Annotated in this window: 12 protein-coding genes; 9 read left to right on the plus strand and 3 right to left on the minus strand. The window is 65.2% G+C overall.

The features are described from left to right. Positions 1–8: 8 nt before the first annotated feature. Positions 9–1238: a glycosyltransferase gene (locus H156_RS0113145; protein ID WP_017364268.1), complete on the minus strand. Its 1230-nt coding sequence runs from the start codon at positions 1236–1238 to the stop codon at positions 9–11. Then, a complete protein-coding gene (locus H156_RS0113150) occupies positions 1235–2497 on the minus strand; it encodes a glycosyltransferase family 4 protein (protein ID WP_017364269.1) in 1263 nt (420 codons plus the stop codon). Before H156_RS0113150 ends, H156_RS0113145 begins: the two co-directional genes overlap by 4 nt. A gap of 179 nt (positions 2498–2676) precedes the next feature. On the opposite strand from H156_RS0113150, the gene H156_RS0113155 reads away from it, so the two are divergent. The 7 genes from H156_RS0113155 to H156_RS0113185 are packed head-to-tail and all read left to right on the plus strand — an operon-like array spanning position 2677 to position 10257. Further along, complete coding sequence (locus tag H156_RS0113155) at positions 2677–3021, plus strand: STAS domain-containing protein (protein ID WP_017364270.1); 345 nt, start codon at positions 2677–2679, stop codon at positions 3019–3021. Continuing rightward, on the plus strand, positions 3018–4085 hold the full coding sequence (locus H156_RS0113160; RefSeq protein WP_017364271.1) for a polysaccharide biosynthesis/export family protein: 1068 nt from the start codon (positions 3018–3020) through the stop codon (positions 4083–4085). Before H156_RS0113155 ends, H156_RS0113160 begins: the two co-directional genes overlap by 4 nt. A 10-nt stretch (positions 4086–4095) precedes the next feature. After that, positions 4096–6216 (plus strand): GumC family protein, encoded by a 2121-nt coding sequence (locus tag H156_RS0113165; protein ID WP_036246501.1) that lies wholly within the window; start codon positions 4096–4098, stop codon positions 6214–6216. Beyond that, entirely contained in the window at positions 6213–7271 is a 1059-nt protein-coding gene (locus H156_RS0113170) for a glycosyltransferase family 4 protein (RefSeq protein ID WP_017364273.1), read from the plus strand. Before H156_RS0113165 ends, H156_RS0113170 begins: the two co-directional genes overlap by 4 nt. After that, complete coding sequence (locus H156_RS0113175; RefSeq protein ID WP_017364274.1) at positions 7264–8280, plus strand: glycosyltransferase family 2 protein; 1017 nt, start codon at positions 7264–7266, stop codon at positions 8278–8280. Before H156_RS0113170 ends, H156_RS0113175 begins: the two co-directional genes overlap by 8 nt. A 4-nt stretch (positions 8281–8284) precedes the next feature. Continuing rightward, the gene (locus H156_RS0113180) at positions 8285–8875 is read left to right on the plus strand and encodes an acyltransferase (protein WP_017364275.1); all 591 of its coding nucleotides are present in this window, start codon (positions 8285–8287) and stop codon (positions 8873–8875) included. Continuing rightward, positions 8875–10257, plus strand: coding sequence for an O-antigen ligase family protein (locus H156_RS0113185; RefSeq protein ID WP_010960701.1), 1383 nt, complete (start codon positions 8875–8877; stop codon positions 10255–10257). The genes H156_RS0113180 and H156_RS0113185 overlap by 1 nt, the downstream gene beginning before the upstream one ends. On the opposite strand, the gene H156_RS0113190 is transcribed toward H156_RS0113185, so the two are convergent. Next, positions 10252–13068, minus strand: coding sequence for an MFS transporter (locus tag H156_RS0113190; RefSeq protein ID WP_017364276.1), 2817 nt, complete (start codon positions 13066–13068; stop codon positions 10252–10254). The two genes, H156_RS0113185 and H156_RS0113190, sit on opposite strands and share 6 nt — an antisense overlap. A gap of 140 nt (positions 13069–13208) precedes the next feature. On the opposite strand from H156_RS0113190, the gene H156_RS0113200 reads away from it, so the two are divergent. Beyond that, a complete protein-coding gene (locus H156_RS0113200) occupies positions 13209–13928 on the plus strand; it encodes a glycosyltransferase family 25 protein (protein WP_017364278.1) in 720 nt (239 codons plus the stop codon). Next, complete coding sequence (locus H156_RS0113205) at positions 13901–15754, plus strand: hypothetical protein (protein WP_026045802.1); 1854 nt, start codon at positions 13901–13903, stop codon at positions 15752–15754. Before H156_RS0113200 ends, H156_RS0113205 begins: the two co-directional genes overlap by 28 nt. Positions 15755–15774 lie beyond the last annotated feature (20 nt).

A 15774-nucleotide genomic window follows, 5' to 3' on the forward strand; every position in this document is an offset into this window, starting at 1 on the left:
CGATGTGGTCAGGAAGAGGAAAGCCGGCGTTCGAAGACATCCGCCAGCCGCGCGATGCTGCCATTCAGCTCGTATTCGGCCAGCACCTTGATCCGCCCGGCTTCGGCCAGCCGCCTGGCGAGCGCCGGGTCGTCCATCAGCCGCTCGATGGCGGCGACCAGTCCATCGACGTCGGACGGAGCGACCAGCAGTCCTTCGGCGCCGTCCCTGATCAGTTCAGGCACGCCGGTGATGTGGGTGGTGATGCAAGGAACCCCCAGCGCCATGGCCTCCATCAGCACCACCGGCAACCCTTCCGCGAAACTGGGCAGCACGAAGGCATCGGCGGCGGCGTAATAGCCGGAGATCTCATCCTGATTGACGGCCCCGGCGAAATCGACGGCATCTCCCAGCTCCAGCCGGCGAGCCTGGGCCTCGAGTGAAGGGCGGTCCGGCCCCTGGCCGACCAAGGTGAGATGGACCCGGCGGCCGCGGGCGCGCAGCCGGGCCAGCGCGTCGAGCAGGACGTGCTGGCCCTTGGCGGGCACCAGGCGTCCCACGCACAGCAGCTCGAACACGGCGCCGGCGGGTTTGGCCTCGCGGGGAGCGAAGCGGGCGGGATCCACGCCGAGCCGGCAGATCTCGAATTTGTTCCAGTACGTCACCGGCGAGAGCTTCATCAGCTGGCTGCGGGCGTAATGGCTGATACAGACGACGAACTCCGCGCCCGCGATCTTGTCAGCCAGGCGGTAACCGGAGACGTCGTAGAATTCATCGGGACCATGCACCGTGAAGGAAAAGCCGATGGGAAACACCTTGCCAGCGATCAGACCGACCATGGAGGCAGGCGTCGCGAAATGGACGTGCAGATGGGAAAGTCCTTCACGGTGCATCCAGTCGCCGATCATGACGGCCTCCACCCAATAGGCGAGCTGATAGCCCAGTTTTCTGCCGTCGGTGCCGCCGAGGCGCAGGGCGAACCACAGCCCCCGGACCAGGGCCATTGGCCGGCGCAGGAGCGTACGACCCAGGGCTCTCAGGGCGCCTGCCGCGCCTCGGGGTTTGAGATACCAAGTGGCCTCGGCCTCCCGCCGCTCCTCCGCCGTCAGCTTTTCGGGCGGACGATCCGGAGGGTTCACCGAGGCGACGGCGATCGCAAAACCGCGCCTTCTGAGGCCGAGCACCTCCCGCAGGATGAAGGTATGGGAAATGGCCGGATATTGACTGACCAGATAAGCAAGTCTGCAAGGGGGGCTCATCGGCGCTCCAGGCATTCACGGTAGAGGGACAAGGCCGCATCGATCTTCGCGGGCCAGGAGTACCGCCGTTCGACCCGTTGGCGACCCGCCTGGCCCCGGCGGCGCCAGTTTTCCGGATCACGGAAGATGTCTTCGAAGACGCCGGCTAGCCCCGCCACGACGGGTTTCCAACCGCCGGCAGGCACCAGCGCGCCCACTTCGCCGTCGACGATTTCAGCAGGTCCGCCGTAATCGAGGGCGACAACCGGCCTCGCCACTGCCATCGCCTCCAGCAACACTGCGCCGCCCGATTCGCGGATGGAAGGCAGGCAAAACACATGGGACTCGGCCAGTCGGCGAGCCACTTCGCTGTGGGGGAGGGCACCCAGAAATGCCACACGGTCGGAGATCCCGAGCTCACCGGCTCTTTGCCGCAGTGCATTTTCCTCGGGGCCGGCGCCTGCGATGGCGAGATGGACCGGGAAACCGGCACTGATGCTCGCGACGGCTTCGAGGAGCATGGCCACGCCTTTGAAGGGGAGCAGACGGCCGACGAAAAGGATGCGCAAAGGCCGACCCTCGCTGGGCGGTTCGGGCCAGGGCGCGGCCCGAAAGACTTCGAGATCTACGCCGTTCTCCAGCATGTCCCGGCACTTCGGCCGGTAACGTGCGGGCACATCGGCGCGGGTCGCCGCGGTGGCGGTCAGAATCAGACGGGCGTTCCGGCTGGAGCCGACCAGCCCGTCCACCAACCGGCCCAGCCGCCGCACCGGATAAAGCCAGCCGGATTCTGCCGCCATGATTTCGGGGAAATTCGCCGGCGACTTCAACCCGCCGTTCCAAGGGCCCAGGATCACGGGCACGCCCAGCCGGTGCAAGGCGGTCGCAGCGAGGGGGGAAACCGGAGTCGGCTGATGGACCAGTTCCCAGTGTGGATCTTTCTTGCGCAGTTTCCGGAGAGTACGCAGCGCCGTCCAGTCGTAAACGAAGAAATCCAGGGACGAAATCAGGAATACCGGGTGTTCACTGCGTGGGAAGAGGCGGGAAGCCAGGCGATAGAGCGGACCGGCGAACCACTCGGTATCGATGTAGACGACCTCGGTGCCGGGCAGCGGGGCCCCTGCCTTTTCCAACGCCTCCCGGTTGCGGACATGGGTCAGCAGCGTGAGCGGGATCCGCCCGGCCAGCCGGGAATACCACTCCCAGCCGATCTGCGAGACCGAGCCCATGGCCGGCGCGCACTGGTAGGCCGAAAGGAGCAATCTGCCGATGTTTTCCATGCTTTCCCCAGTCGATGGCACTCGAACCGATGCCTGCTGCCCGGCGGGCTCCCGGAATTGTAGCATTCGTCCGCGCGTGGGCGGATAGTACCGGACGCAATCTCATCGACTTCGTGAAACCGTTCTAACTACAATAGTCGAGCATGGCCATTTCTCGATGACTGCCGGGAGTAAGGGGAATGCTTCTCAAGCACAGGACGCAGGACAATGTGGACATCGTCGAACTCGGCGGACGCCTGGTGATGGCAGACGCCGCCCAGGCCAGGAGCGAACTCCTGGCTGTCGTGAGACGAGGCACGGGGCGGCTGGTGGTGGATTTGAGCGATGTCGGTTTCGTCGACTCCAGCGGGCTGTCGGTGCTGATCGCCGCCTTCAAGGCCATCGAGGAACGGTCGGGAAAAATGGTCTTGGCGGGATTGTCCCCAGAAATCCAGGCGCTGGTTGAACTGACCCGCCTGAACGAGATTTTCCTGGTTTTCGCCGACGCCGAACGGGCCGTCGAATATCTCGTTTCAACCGAATGATTTCCGGTCTCCGGGATTCGATGCGGCGGAGCGACCACACCGCCGGACTGGGACGCCTGGACATGAAACCGTTCCGTGAGGTCGTCCGCAGTGCGATCCTTGCCTCGACCATGGGCCTGGCCGGCTGTGGTTCCTGGGAGTCGGTGCCGGACGCCACCCCCGGCGCTCGCCAGGCGTTCAGTGCACCGCAGAAAGCCGAAACCATGTCGCCGGCCGAGGTGATCAGGGCTTTCCAGGAGGAAACCGTGACCGACTACCGGGTCGGTGACGGCGATCAGATCCACATCGACGTGGTCGGCCGGGCCGAGCTTTCCGGGCCGCAGGTGGTCGGACCGGATGGCTATGTCACCCTACCCGTGGTCGGCAACATCTCCGTGCGGAATCTAACCAGGGAACAGGCGGCCCATGCCATCAGTAGGGCATTGAGCAAGTATTATCGCGATCCCTTCACGACGGTGCGGGTGCTGCAATACGCATCCAACCGTGTCACAGTGCTGGGCCGTGTCGAACATCCCGGTCCGGTGCCTTTCGACACGCCACCGACGCTGCTCGAAATCCTGTCGAAAGCCGGAGTTTTCCCACTGATCCGGCCGGAGCAGGTGCTCACGAGCTGTGCAGTGATCCGACGCGACCGTATTCTCTGGGTGGACATCGGGAAACTGCTGGGGGGCGACCTGCAACTCAATGTGCAACTGCACCGGAACGACGTGGTGTACATCCCCGACGCATCGGATCGTCAGGTCTTCGTGCTCGGCGCCGTCAACAAACCGGGGGCCATCCGCCTCACCTCGCGGATGTCCTTCGTCGATGCGCTCGGCCAGGCCGGCGGTCCCACGCCGGATGCTCACCAGGGGGAAATTCACCTGATCCGGCCGCAAAAGGGCGTCAACCTGCAGATCGCCCTGAGCGACATCATGAGACCGGATCCCAGCCTGTCGCTGGCGCTGGAACACGGCGACATCATCTACGTGCCCATGAACACCGCTTCGAAGATCGGCTTCATCCTGCAGCGGGCCAACCCTTTCATGCAGGCCTGGATGCTGCGCCAGATCGGTACGATGTAGCGTCGGCACGATGAACGCAACCGCTCCCGGGACTCCCCCAAACCCGCCGCAGTCCACCGGCACACTGATGCCGCTGGTGAGTTTCCGGCGGCACCGCCGGATCGCGCTGATGGTCATGGCCGTGGTCGTCGTTTTCGGGGCCGGATTCGCCTGGGTCAAAGGCAAGGCCGTCTATTCGGCCACCGCGGTGCTGTACGTGGCGCCGCATTTCGTGAACATCCTCAAGGAATCCAAGGAGCTGGACATCCCCGCCTATGATCAGTTCATCGAACATCAGGCACTGACGGTACCGCGTTACGACATACTGCTGGAATCGCTGGCCAAGCTTGGAGACAGACGGTATGTCTGGCAGAAGAAGAAGGAATCGGACCGTCGGGCCGCCGAACGACTGCAAGCAGCACTCGAGGTCAAGCCGGTCAAGGACAGCTACCTCATCACGGTCACGCTGGAATCGACCACGCCGGACCATCTCGACGAACTGGTCAACACCATCGTCGACACCTATCTCGAAAAATCCCGGGAATCGGACTCCTTTTTCGCCCGCAACGTGCGCCTGACCAGCCTGAGGGAACGGCGCGGGCAGATCCAGGGTGAAATCGACGCAAAGCTTGCCCGCCGCACCGAGATCGCTCAGGAACTGAGCGTGACGACATTCAGCGAACAGCTGGCAAGCCCCTACGACAAGCTGCTGATCGAAAGCCAGAATGCCCTGGCCATGGCGCAGCGCAACCGGCTGGCGAGCGAAGCCGCCCTGGCGCTGTTCGAAGACCGGAAGAGCGGACAGGATGCCATCGCCGCGGCGGCCTTCGACACCATCCAGAAAGACCCGGGGCTGATCAGCCTGAAAGGCAGCCTCTACAAGCGCCGCAGCGAGCTGCTGCAGCAGGCCAGCGGCCTCGATCCCCGGCACCCTCTGAAAATCCAGATCGACCGCGAATTCAAGGAGATCGATGAGGAACTCAACCGAACCGTCGACAAGCTCACCGAGCAGGTCGCGAAGAGTTTCATCGATCAGCGCAAAGCCGACGTGAAGCGGGACCGTCAGATCGAACAGGAACTCTCCCTCCAGCTCGAATCCTTTCGTCAGAAGGCTTCCTGGTTCGCGGCGCTGTACAACGAGGCCCTGAGCCTCAGCGACGAAATCGAACGCAGCCGTAAGCAGCTCGACATGATCGACGAGCGTATCGAGTTCTTCGAGCTGGAGTCGCGGGCACCCGGTTTCGTTCGTGTCGAAACCTATGCCCGTCCGCCGGAGCTGCCGGTCAAGGGCGGTCGGAAGAAGCTGTTCGCCGTGGTCCTGGTGTTGGCATTGGCGCTGGGCGCCGCCACTCCGGTCGGGCTCGATATGCTGGATCAGCGCATCCGCACCACCGGCCAGGTCGCCAAGATCATCGGTCACAGACCAGTCGCCTGGTTCGTCGAACATCACGGCAGCCCCGATCTCAAACGGATGAGCGCAGACCAGCTACGCCGGCTGGCCATCGCCGTAAACCGGGAGCGGGAGATGCACGGCAGCCGGTTGGTGTCGTTGACCTCCGTCAAACCGGAAGCCGGGGTGACCGACCTCGCTCTGGATCTGGCCGCCGAACTCGGCGTGCTCGGCGTGCCTACCGTGGTCGTGGAGGCCGATCCCCTCAAGCCTGACCCTCGCTATCGGGGCGGCTCGGCCCAGCCCGGCTTGGCCGATCTGTTGGCCGGTTCCGGCGAAGTCACGGCGGCGGTCGTACCGGCGGCCGGCGGATTGCCGGCCCGGCTGGGAACGGGAACCGCTCCGGGCCGCCAGTTGTTCGCCTATCCCGCCCTGCGCCGCTGCCTCGACGAGCTGAAGGCGGCCTACGATCTCGTGCTGATCGATGCGCCGCCCCTGCTTTTGTCCGCCGATGCCGAATACCTGGTGGAGATCGCGGACGTTACCCTGCTGCTGGTCGGCGCCGGCCAGGTCAAACCGGGGGAACTGCGGCGGGCGGCCGGCATCCTGGAAAAGATCGACCCGAAGGCGGTGGGCTTCGTGGTCACCCGGCTGGAGGTCTATCGTGGCGGCGGCTATTACGCCAAACTGGCCGAGGAGTTCGCACTGGCCGCCAGCCATGAGAACGGGCAGAAACACACTTCGAGGAGGCTGGAGGGATGAAACCGGGGTTCCTTTACGTGCTGCACAGCGGCAATCTGTACGGTACCGAACGCATGGCGTTGGCGACCCTGGATGGTTTGCGCGACCGCTTGGAACCCGTCCTGTTCGCCCCGCCCGGACCGGCCCTGGAGGAGGCCGGGCGGCTGGACATCCCGGCGGTGGCATTCCGCGGCGCGCCTGACCTGGCCATCAGAGTCCGGCCCTGGATCGCCCACCACCGCCGGATCGCGTTCGCTGCCACCGGCGTGAGTCATTCCCTGATATTCCTGGCCTGGAACCGCCTGTATCGGCGCCGCAACGTGCACCTCCACCTCGTGCACGGCGGCACGGACGAACGCGAAAGCTACGGCCGCAAACGGCTCCTCAACGGAACAGGCGTACGCTTCGTCGCGGTGTCCGAATTCGTACGCGAACGCCTGCTCGCACATGGCGTCACCGAAGCCGACATCGAAGTCTGCGAGAATTTCCTGCCGGACCGGCAGATCGCCGCGGCCCCCCGGCGGCCGGCGTTCCGTGAGGGAGTCCGCAACGTCGTCGTGGTTTCGCGCGTCGATCCGATCAAGCGGATCGATCTGCTGTTCGACTGCCTGGACCGGCACCCGGCACTCGAGCGTTTGGATTTCCGCATCTGCGGTACGGGCTGGGACCTGGAGGTGCTGCGGGCACGCGCGGAAAAGGATCATCCGAACGTGGTATTCGAAGGCTTCAGCGACAGAGTTCCGCAAATCCTGGCAGAGAGCGATCTGTTGCTGCACCTGTGCCCATGCGAGCCGTTCGGCCTCGCCATCCTGGAAGCCATGGCCGCCGGCGTTCCCGTGCTGGTGCCGGATACCGGCGGCGCGGCATCGCTGATCGAACCCGGCGTTTCTGGATTTCAGTTCCGCGCCGGTGACACCGACGATCTGGGAACCGTACTGGAGGAAGTCGCCGGCCTTGCGCCGGCGAGCCTGGACCGCATCGTCGCGGCGGCCGACGCCAGGCTGCGCGAACGTTATTCGAGCAAGGCCGGGTTGGAACGCTATGCCAGACTGTTCGAGGAGCTGACCGATGACTGAACCGACACTTTCCGGCCGGCCTCTGCTGTCGGTCGTCGTCATCGGCCGGAACGAGGGCGAGCGCCTGAGTCGCTGTCTCGCCTCGGTGCGTGACATGCGGGATCCCGGTGGTCCGGTAGAGATCATCTACGTCGATTCGGCTTCTCGGGACGACAGCGTGGCGCGCGCACGCGCGTTCGGTGCGAAAGTCATCGAGGTGAAGCCCGAACGGCCTTCCGCTGCCTTGGGACGCAACGCCGGCTGGCGGGAAGCCAAAGCGCCGTATCTGCTCTTTCTCGATGGCGATACCGTACTGCACCCGGATTTCGTCGCCGACTCGCTGCCCGAGTTTGACGACCCGAAGGTCGCCGTGGTCTGGGGACACCGGCGTGAACTCCATCCCGAACAGTCGTTGTTCAACCGCGTGCTGGATCTCGACTGGATCTATCCGCCCGGCCCTTCCGATTTCTGCGGAGGCGACGCCCTGATGCGCGCCGATGTCGTCCGTTCCGTGGGGGGCTTCGACGCCAGCCTGATCGCCGGGGAGGAGCCGGAAATGTGCCAGCGCATCCGGGCTCTGGGTTTCACCATCCTGCACGTCGACCGCCCCATGACCGGGCACGACCTGGCCATGAAAACCTGGGCGAGTTACTGGAAGCGGGCGTTCCGGGCGGGCTATGCCTATGCCGAAGTGTCCGAGCGGCTGCGGCACACGGCCTTTCCGCTGTGGCTGGCGGATGCCCGGAGGAACCTGCTGCGCGGCGGTTTCCTGAGTCTGCTGTTCGCTGCCGGAGTGGTGGGGCTGGCGATCGCCAAGAGCATGCTGCCGCCGGTGCTGGCGCTGGCGTTCTTCCTGGCGCTGGCCTTGCGCTCGGCCTGGAAGGCCAGCTGGAAAGGGGGCGGGCTCTGGACGCTGCTGCTCTATGGCATCCACTCACATCTCCAACAGATTCCCATCCTGGCCGGCCAGATCGCCTGTCGGCTCGACCGCCTGCGTCACCACCGCCGTTTCCTGATCGAGTACAAGTGATGCCATGTCCAAGATCGCCAAACGTCTCCTGCTGGGTTTACTGACACCGGCCGCCGCCATCGCCGACCGCCTGGAATCCTGGCACCGCCTGTGGGCTCATGCACGGCTCAAGGCGGCCCTCGATTCGGCCCTGGATCCTTCCGTCGTTGTGCTGGGAACGCCCGAACTGCATGGCAGCAGAAACATCCACCTGGGGCGGGATCTGTTCCTTTATCCCGGCCTGTACCTGGAAACCCAGGAACGAGGCCATATCGAGATCGGCGACGGTGTCGTGCTGTCGCGTGGAGTGCACATCGTGTCCTATGCCTCGGTCATCCTGGAAGACGGTGTGATGGTGGGCGAATACACCAGCATCCGGGACGCCAATCACCGCATCGCCGCAGGCCGCTCCGTGCGGGACACCGGCCATGATGCCGAGCCGGTCCGGATCGGGCGCAACGCCTGGATCGGGCGGGGCGCGGTCATCCTGCGGGGAGTCACGATCGGGGAGGCGGCCGTAGTCGGCGCCAATGCGGTCGTGACGCGCGATGTTCCCGCCGGCGCGGTCGTGGCCGGGGTGCCCGCCCGTTCCATCGAGCGCAAACGCGCCGGCTGATGCTGTCCTACATCGCGCTGCTGCCCGGCATCGCGGCCTTTCTGATCGCCACCCGGCACGACGTCCAGTACGCCTTTCTCCGCGTCTATCTGCCGGTTCTGCTGCTCCTGCCGGATTATTACCGCTGCATTTTCCCCGGCTTGCCAGACCCGACCTTCAATCAGGCGGCCTGCGTCGCGGTGGCGGCGAGCTTCGCGATGAACGGCTTCCCCGGCTATCGGTTCAGCCTCAACGATCTCTGGGTGTTCGGCTATGCGCTGTGTGTCTCCATCTCCGAGTATCGCGCTTCCGGCTATTCCGATGCCCAGAATCTGATGTTCGCGATGCTGTTCAGCGGCGTCGTCCCTTATCTTTTGGCCAAGAGCCTGATCGAGCCGTTCGGCAACCGCTTCCTGTTCGCCAAGATCTGTGTGCTGTCGATGGCGGCCGTCTCGATCCTGAATCTGGTCGAGCTGCGTCTGGGAATGAATCCGTGGCGGTTCGTGTTCGACCGGTTCTTTCCCGGCCAAGGTCTGGAATGGGTCACGACCTTCCGTTTCGGTCTGGCGCGGGCAGGGGGGCCCTACGCCCACGCCCTGCTGGCGGGGATCATGATGATCGTCGCCTTCCGGCTGCAGCGCTGGCTGCAGTGGTCCGGAGCCTGGCCGGACAAGTTCGGTCTGTTGCCGTGGCTGCCTTACAAACCGGCGCTGTGGCTGAGTCTCACCACGGCTGGCGGCCTCTTCATCACCCTGGCGAAAGGATCCTGGCTGGCCAGCTTCATCGGCGCCGGCCTGGTCGCGGTGGGCAGGAGCAAATACCGACGGGCGGCGATGGCGACGATCCTGGGCGGGATGATCATCGTCGGAATCCCGGCCCTCATCGCCTTCCTGGACTATGCCTCGGTCGGGCGCGAAAACGCCAAGGACGAAAATCAGGAAACCGCCGCTTATCGCTATGAACTGATCGAGCACTACGTGGACATCGCCAATCAGCAGCCGCTGTGGGGCTGGGGCCTGACCAAATGGCCGAAGGTACCGGGCGCGGAGTCCATCGACAACCACTACCTGCTGCTGTTGCTGATGCACGGTTATTTGGCCTCGGTGTTCTTCCTCCTGTTACTGCTCGGTACCCTGGTCCGCCTCCTGATCCACGGGCTGCGCCAGCCGCCCACCGGCCCGCCCGGCAGCTCGCTGTCGTTCACCCTGGCCGGCATCTATCTCGCCTATTTCGTCGCCATAGCCACGGTGTTCATGGGTCAGCAAACGATGCCCATGTTCTTCATGCTCACCGGCTGGGCGGAGAGCTACATGCAGCGGCGGAGCCCGGAATGGAGCGACGCCGGCGAGGCCGAGCGGCGGCTCGGGGCGGCGGTGCCATTCCGGTTCAGGCGGGTCTTATGATGCCCCGGCCCCTTTGGCCTGGCCGATCAGCAGATTGCAGAGAAAGCCCACCAGCAACAGCCCGGATGCCATCCACAACAGGGCGAATCGGACATGGACCTCGGCGAGGCCGAGTCCGGTCAGCCAGGTTTCCAGCCCACATACCAGCGGCGGAACGGCCACCGCCGCCACCGCCCACGCCGTCAGCAGGCTGCCGTGAACCCGTCCGGTCCTGGAGGTCCCGAACAAATCCGCCGCATAAGCGGGCAAGGTGGCGATCCCGCCGCCTAAAAGGCCAACCGCGCCGGCACAGCAAACCACGAAAACGGCCAGGTCGGCGCCCAGACCGACGAAAGGCAGCGCCATGCAGAGCGCCCCGCCTCCCAGGAAGACCCCGGTACAGACGGGCTGGCGGCCGAACCGGTCGGACGCCCAACCGCCGATCAGACGGCCGCCGACGTCGGCCAGACCCAATATCGCGACGAATGCCCCCGTGCCGGCCGCATCTGACATGTCCTGCAGTATCGGTACCGCCAGACGGGAGAGGCCGATGCCGGCGGCGGCGCTGAGAAAAAACATCGGCCAAAGCAGGTAAAACCGCGGCGACCGCCATTCCCGAGCGGGGGCCGGCTTGCCATCCGACGGCGACAGCCGCATGGCAAGGCAACCGGCGAGCAACAAAACCAAACCCAGCGATCCCAGGGCAAACGCGGTTTCCGCCACGCCCAAGGGTTCGGGATTTCCGCCGAGTTTCGGGAGTGCGTCCGCCAGCGGCCCGGCCGACAGAATGCCACTCCCGAGACCTGCAAGCGCCAGCCCGGCCATCATTCCACGGCGGGCGGGGAAGACCTGCATCAAGGCGGGCATCGTGGCCACATAGCCAAAACCCAAGCCAAGACCGCCGGCCATGCCGTAGCCGGACAAAACCAGATTCCTCGCCTGAAGATGCGCGCCCGACAGCATGGACAGGAGAGCGGCCAGAAAGAGCAGGGAGGCGGCGAAAAGCACCGGACGAGGTCCGACCCGGTCGGCCCAGCGGCCGCCGAAGCCTGCCGCCAACCCCACGCCAAGCACGGCCAAGCCGGACATCCACGCCTGAGTCGGCATGAGGGCGGGCGCAAAGAGACTGGCGAGGAGTCCGCCGGGCAGGACGAGCGAGTACAACAGTCCAAGACCCGTGAATACACCGAATGTGGCGACCGGGACCGGCCAGCGGCTGAAGCCGCTCGGGGCCGCCGCCCCGGGTGAATCGCTGCCACGCCGGCCGATACGCAGCATCTGGCCCAGTCTGGCCAGGGCGGTGTGCACGACCCGCCGCTCGTCGGGCCGGGCCAGAAGGGCGAACACGAGACCGAGGGTGACAGCCCCATAGGCCACGCCGAACAAGACCAGCATGCCGAACGCCTCCCACCGACCGAGCCCGGCGAGCTCGGGCCGGCCGGACACGGCCCGGCTGGCCAGATAGCCGACCAGATAGGGCAGAGCCCCGATGGGAGCGACCTCCCGGAAAAACCGGAACTGGCCGATGCCCAATTGCGCGTTGGCATAAACGATGACGCCCAGGCTGCTGCCGATCCGGGTCAGCATGATCGTCCCGGCCAGGGCGAGCAGGCCGGTTTCACCCCGCCACTTCATCCAGGCCAGGCCCACCGCCAACAGGACGATCTGCGGCACGATGAAAGCCCAGAAAGTGCGGGCGGGCGAGTTGATCGCCTGGAAATAACTGGTGACCGGGGCCGTCAGCGCGTGGATGTGGAAGCCGACCGCGGCATAGAGCAGCAGGGTCGCGGCATCGGCGACCGGGACGCTCTGTCCCATCCAGGCCGTGATCAGCACCGTCGCGAACGGTGCCATGAATCCCAGCGCCAGGCCATTGAGCGCATTCAGGTAGCGCGAGGAGCGCAGATACAGCCGCACCAGCTCTTCACGCTCGCCGAGAGTGTGCAAATGGGTGATCGCCGACAGCAGGCTGTTGGTCGCCGAATTGAAGAGCTGGGTGGCCATCATCGGGAATTTCTGACTGATGTCCAGCAGACCGACCGCGCCGGGATGGTGGGTGACATAGCCGGCCAGCGCCCGTTCGCTGGTATTCAGGAAGACGCTGAGCAGGCCGTTCGCCTGCATGACACCGCCATACTCCAGGAACGGTCGCCACTGGGCCTTTCCCAGTCCCCACAGATGGATGCGGAACCCGGGCAGCAGCCGGTGAAACCAGGTCAGGGTCAGCGTCAGCGCGAACACGGCGCGCAGCACGTAGGCTGCCATCATCCCGACCAGACCCCAGCCCTGGAGCAGGAAGACGACGATCAGCACGGCCTCCAGGGTCGAGCAGATCAGCGAGATCACCGCGTTTTCCGCGTTGCGGTGGATGCCGCCCATGACGTAACCGTAAGGAATCAGAAGCTCCAGCAGCATCGCCCCCACGACGCCCAGCACCAGGAGCCGCATCGTTTCCTGCATCCCCGGGTCGACATGGAACCAGGCGTAGAGCCAAGGCATCGAGACCCACAATGTTCCCAGGATGAGGCACCCGAGCGCCAGCGTGAGCCAGATGCCGGCTCCCATCATGCGCCCGATGTCGTCGAGCCGGCCATGAGCGTAGTATTCCGCCGAATAACGTATGTACACCCCGGCGATGCCGAAGGTGCTCATGCCGATGTAACCCAGCACCAGGAAACAGGTGGCCCAGATGCTGTAGTCCTGCAGCGAAACGTGCAGGAGGATGAACGGCGGGAGGCCGACACGGGTGACCAGATAGATCAGCTGCCCGACGACGCTGGCGATGGCATTCCTGGAGAGGCGGGTATGGGCGTTGCGGTGATCGTCGGCCATGGAGTGCAGCTCCGGTGCTTCGAAGGGCGCGTTATTTTGCCACGCCCACGGGCGGCCGGCTGCAGCGACCTGTGGATCGACGACGGCTGGGGTATGATGGACGGCATCGAGCGCATAAGGAGGGGGAAACCGTGCATCTGATGGATTATTTCGACCGCTGCTACATCATCAATCTGCCCGAACGCCGTGACCGCCGGCGTGAGATGGAGAAGGAGCTGGAACGGGCCGGCATGCCGCCGATGCCCGGCCGGGTGGAGTTTTTCCCGGCGATCCGGCCCGAATCCGCCGGGCCGTTTCCCAGTATCGGCGCGCACGGCTGCTTCCTGAGCCATCTGGGCATTTTGCGTGCGGCCAAGGCCCAGGGTCTCCGCAATGTCCTGATACTCGAGGACGACCTCACCTTCGCCGCGCAGTTTCCCGAAGTTGAAGAGAAGCTGCTCGGCGAGTTGCGCGAAACCCCCTGGGATTTCGCGTTCTTCGGCCATGTAGTGGAGTTTCCCGAAGTCCCGCCAGACAGGGCGCACCTGGAACCCTACGCCGGCCCCATCGTCACGGCGCACTTCTATGCGGTCAACGGTGCCGTGATCGACCGCCTGCTGGGGTTTCTCGATGCTCTGTTGCAGCGTCCGCCGGGCCATCCGGACGGCGGACCCATGCACGTGGATGGAGCGTACTCGACGTTCCGGCAGCAGAATCCCGACGTGGTCACCTTGGTGGCGGTGCCCAGCCAGGGATGGCAGCGCAGTTCGCGCAGCGACATCGCTCCCAACCGATGGTACGACCGCTGGCCTTTGGTGCGGAGCCTGGTCGCCCTGGCCCGGCGGGGCAAGACATGGTTACGCGGCAACCGCCGGCATTGAGCCTTCGGTGGGTGGTGGATGGTATGGGCGGCCGGTGGCTCGACGGGATTTACGCCGCGGCGCTTTGTCTCGGCCTGACGGCCTGTGATGAACCCGATGCTCCGACACCGGACTCCGGCTTCGGTATCGGTGTGAACATCGCCGGTCTGGCCTATTACGGCACTGAAATTCCTTTCGTCGATCTGTTCAAACTCTCGGGACCCTGGCTCACCCAATGCCGGACCGGGCGCGATCCGGGCTGCAACGGACAAGGCTGGCCTCCCGGCGCGAGCGCCTGGAACACGCTCGAACAGGATGCGTTGGTACTGGATGCGGCGGGGTATCCGAAATCGCTGCCGGATCCTGCCCGAAACGACGCGTCCGGCAGTCGTTTCACCTCCGTCGCCACCCTGGTACCGACCGGCCTGAATCCTTCCCGACCGGCCGGACGTTTCATCGTCCGCTACCAGGGCCAGGGCACGCTCGGCTATGCGCGGGGCGCCGTTCGCAATGCCGTTCTATCCAGACCCGGACGGGACGTCGTCGACGTGACTGGCACCGGTGGCGAATACTGGTTCGAACTCGCCATCCTGGCCACGGATCCCGGCGGCAACGGCGATCACCTCCGCAACATCAGAGTCGTGCCCGAAGGCGGCACCTGCGAAGGACAGCCCACGGCCTTCTGCACCGACACCCAGACCTGCGGGACGCAACGTGCCTGCCGGCCGTTCGAGGAAGCGGACCCCATCTTCGATCCCCGATTCCTGCGCAACCTGGCGCCGTTCCGCGCCATCCGTTTCATGGCCTACCAGAACACCAACGATTCCACCGCCGTTGGCTGGACCGATCGCACCGTTCCGGACAGCCGGACCTGGGCGTCCGAGGGCGGAGACGGCGGTCCGGCTGAGCTGATCCCGGCATTGGGCAACCGCCTGCAGGCGGACGTCTGGGTAAACATGCCTGCGCGCGCCGACGACGGCTACGTCCGCCAGTTCGCCATGCTGGTGCGGCGGGAGCTCGACAAGGACCGTAAGGTCTACGTCGAATACGGCAACGAAGCCTGGAACGATGCCTTCTCCGCCGGTCGCTGGATGGAAGTGCAGGCGCTGGCGAGATGGCCGGGCGCGGATGAGAGCGCCTACGGCAAAAGGCTGCAATGGTACGGAATGCGCACGGCACAGGTCTGCGACATCTGGGAAGAAGTCTGGGCCGAGGAGAGGGACCGGGTGATCTGTGTCATGGGAAGCCAGGCGGCCAATCCCTGGACCGCACGCCAGGCGCTGGACTGTCGATTGTGGCGGGCCGAACGCGGCGGCGCGCCCTGCCATCGGCATCATGTCCGGGCGTTGGCCATTGCCCCCTATTTCGGCCACTACCTGGGCCTGCCAGAACATGCGGCAGTGGTAAAGGAATGGAGCACCGATCCCGACGGGGGACTGCACCGACTGTTCACTGAAATCTTCTACGGCGGCGAGCTTCCGGGCGGCCCGGCCGGCGGAGCCCTGGAGGAAGCCAAGCGTCAGATGCAGGAAAACAAACGCCTTGCCAGCGAGTATGGGCTGAACCTGGTGGCCTACGAAGGCGGTCAGCATCTGGTGGGCGTCAGCGAAGCCGGCACTGATCCGGCGATTACCGCCCTGTTCGTGGCCGCCAACCGGGACGAGCGCATGGGTGAGGCCTACCTTCGCCACCTGGAAGACTGGCGGGCGGCGGGGGGCGGGCTCTACAACCTGTGGAACAGCGCCGGTCCCTATACCCGCTGGGGCAGTTGGGGCCTGCTCGAATACCGGGACCAGCCTGGCGCGCCGAAATACGATGCGGTCAGGGCCGCGATGCCCCGGGAATGAGTCCGGGGCAAGGGATTACG

It is taken from the genome of Methylococcus capsulatus str. Texas = ATCC 19069, from assembly GCF_000424685.1.
GTDB lineage: Bacteria > Pseudomonadota > Gammaproteobacteria > Methylococcales > Methylococcaceae > Methylococcus > Methylococcus capsulatus.

Bases quoted from the DNA above. Each gene is read 5' to 3' on its own strand.
- H156_RS0113145 (WP_017364268.1), bottom strand. From the start codon at position 1,238: ATGAGCCCCCCTTGCAGACTTGCTTATCTGGTCAGTCAATATCCGGCC.
- H156_RS0113150 (WP_017364269.1), bottom strand. From the start codon at position 2,497: ATGGAAAACATCGGCAGATTGCTCCTTTCGGCCTACCAGTGCGCGCCG.
- H156_RS0113185 (WP_010960701.1), top strand. From the start codon at position 8,875: ATGCTGTCCTACATCGCGCTGCTGCCCGGCATCGCGGCCTTTCTGATC.
- H156_RS0113165 (WP_036246501.1), top strand. From the start codon at position 4,096: ATGAACGCAACCGCTCCCGGGACTCCCCCAAACCCGCCGCAGTCCACC.
- H156_RS0113180 (WP_017364275.1), top strand. From the start codon at position 8,285: ATGTCCAAGATCGCCAAACGTCTCCTGCTGGGTTTACTGACACCGGCC.
- H156_RS0113200 (WP_017364278.1), top strand. From the start codon at position 13,209: ATGGATTATTTCGACCGCTGCTACATCATCAATCTGCCCGAACGCCGT.
- H156_RS0113170 (WP_017364273.1), top strand. From the start codon at position 6,213: ATGAAACCGGGGTTCCTTTACGTGCTGCACAGCGGCAATCTGTACGGT.
- H156_RS0113190 (WP_017364276.1), bottom strand. From the start codon at position 13,068: ATGGCCGACGATCACCGCAACGCCCATACCCGCCTCTCCAGGAATGCC.
- H156_RS0113155 (WP_017364270.1), top strand. From the start codon at position 2,677: ATGCTTCTCAAGCACAGGACGCAGGACAATGTGGACATCGTCGAACTC.
- H156_RS0113205 (WP_026045802.1), top strand. From the start codon at position 13,901: ATGGTTACGCGGCAACCGCCGGCATTGAGCCTTCGGTGGGTGGTGGAT.
- H156_RS0113160 (WP_017364271.1), top strand. From the start codon at position 3,018: ATGATTTCCGGTCTCCGGGATTCGATGCGGCGGAGCGACCACACCGCC.
- H156_RS0113175 (WP_017364274.1), top strand. From the start codon at position 7,264: ATGACTGAACCGACACTTTCCGGCCGGCCTCTGCTGTCGGTCGTCGTC.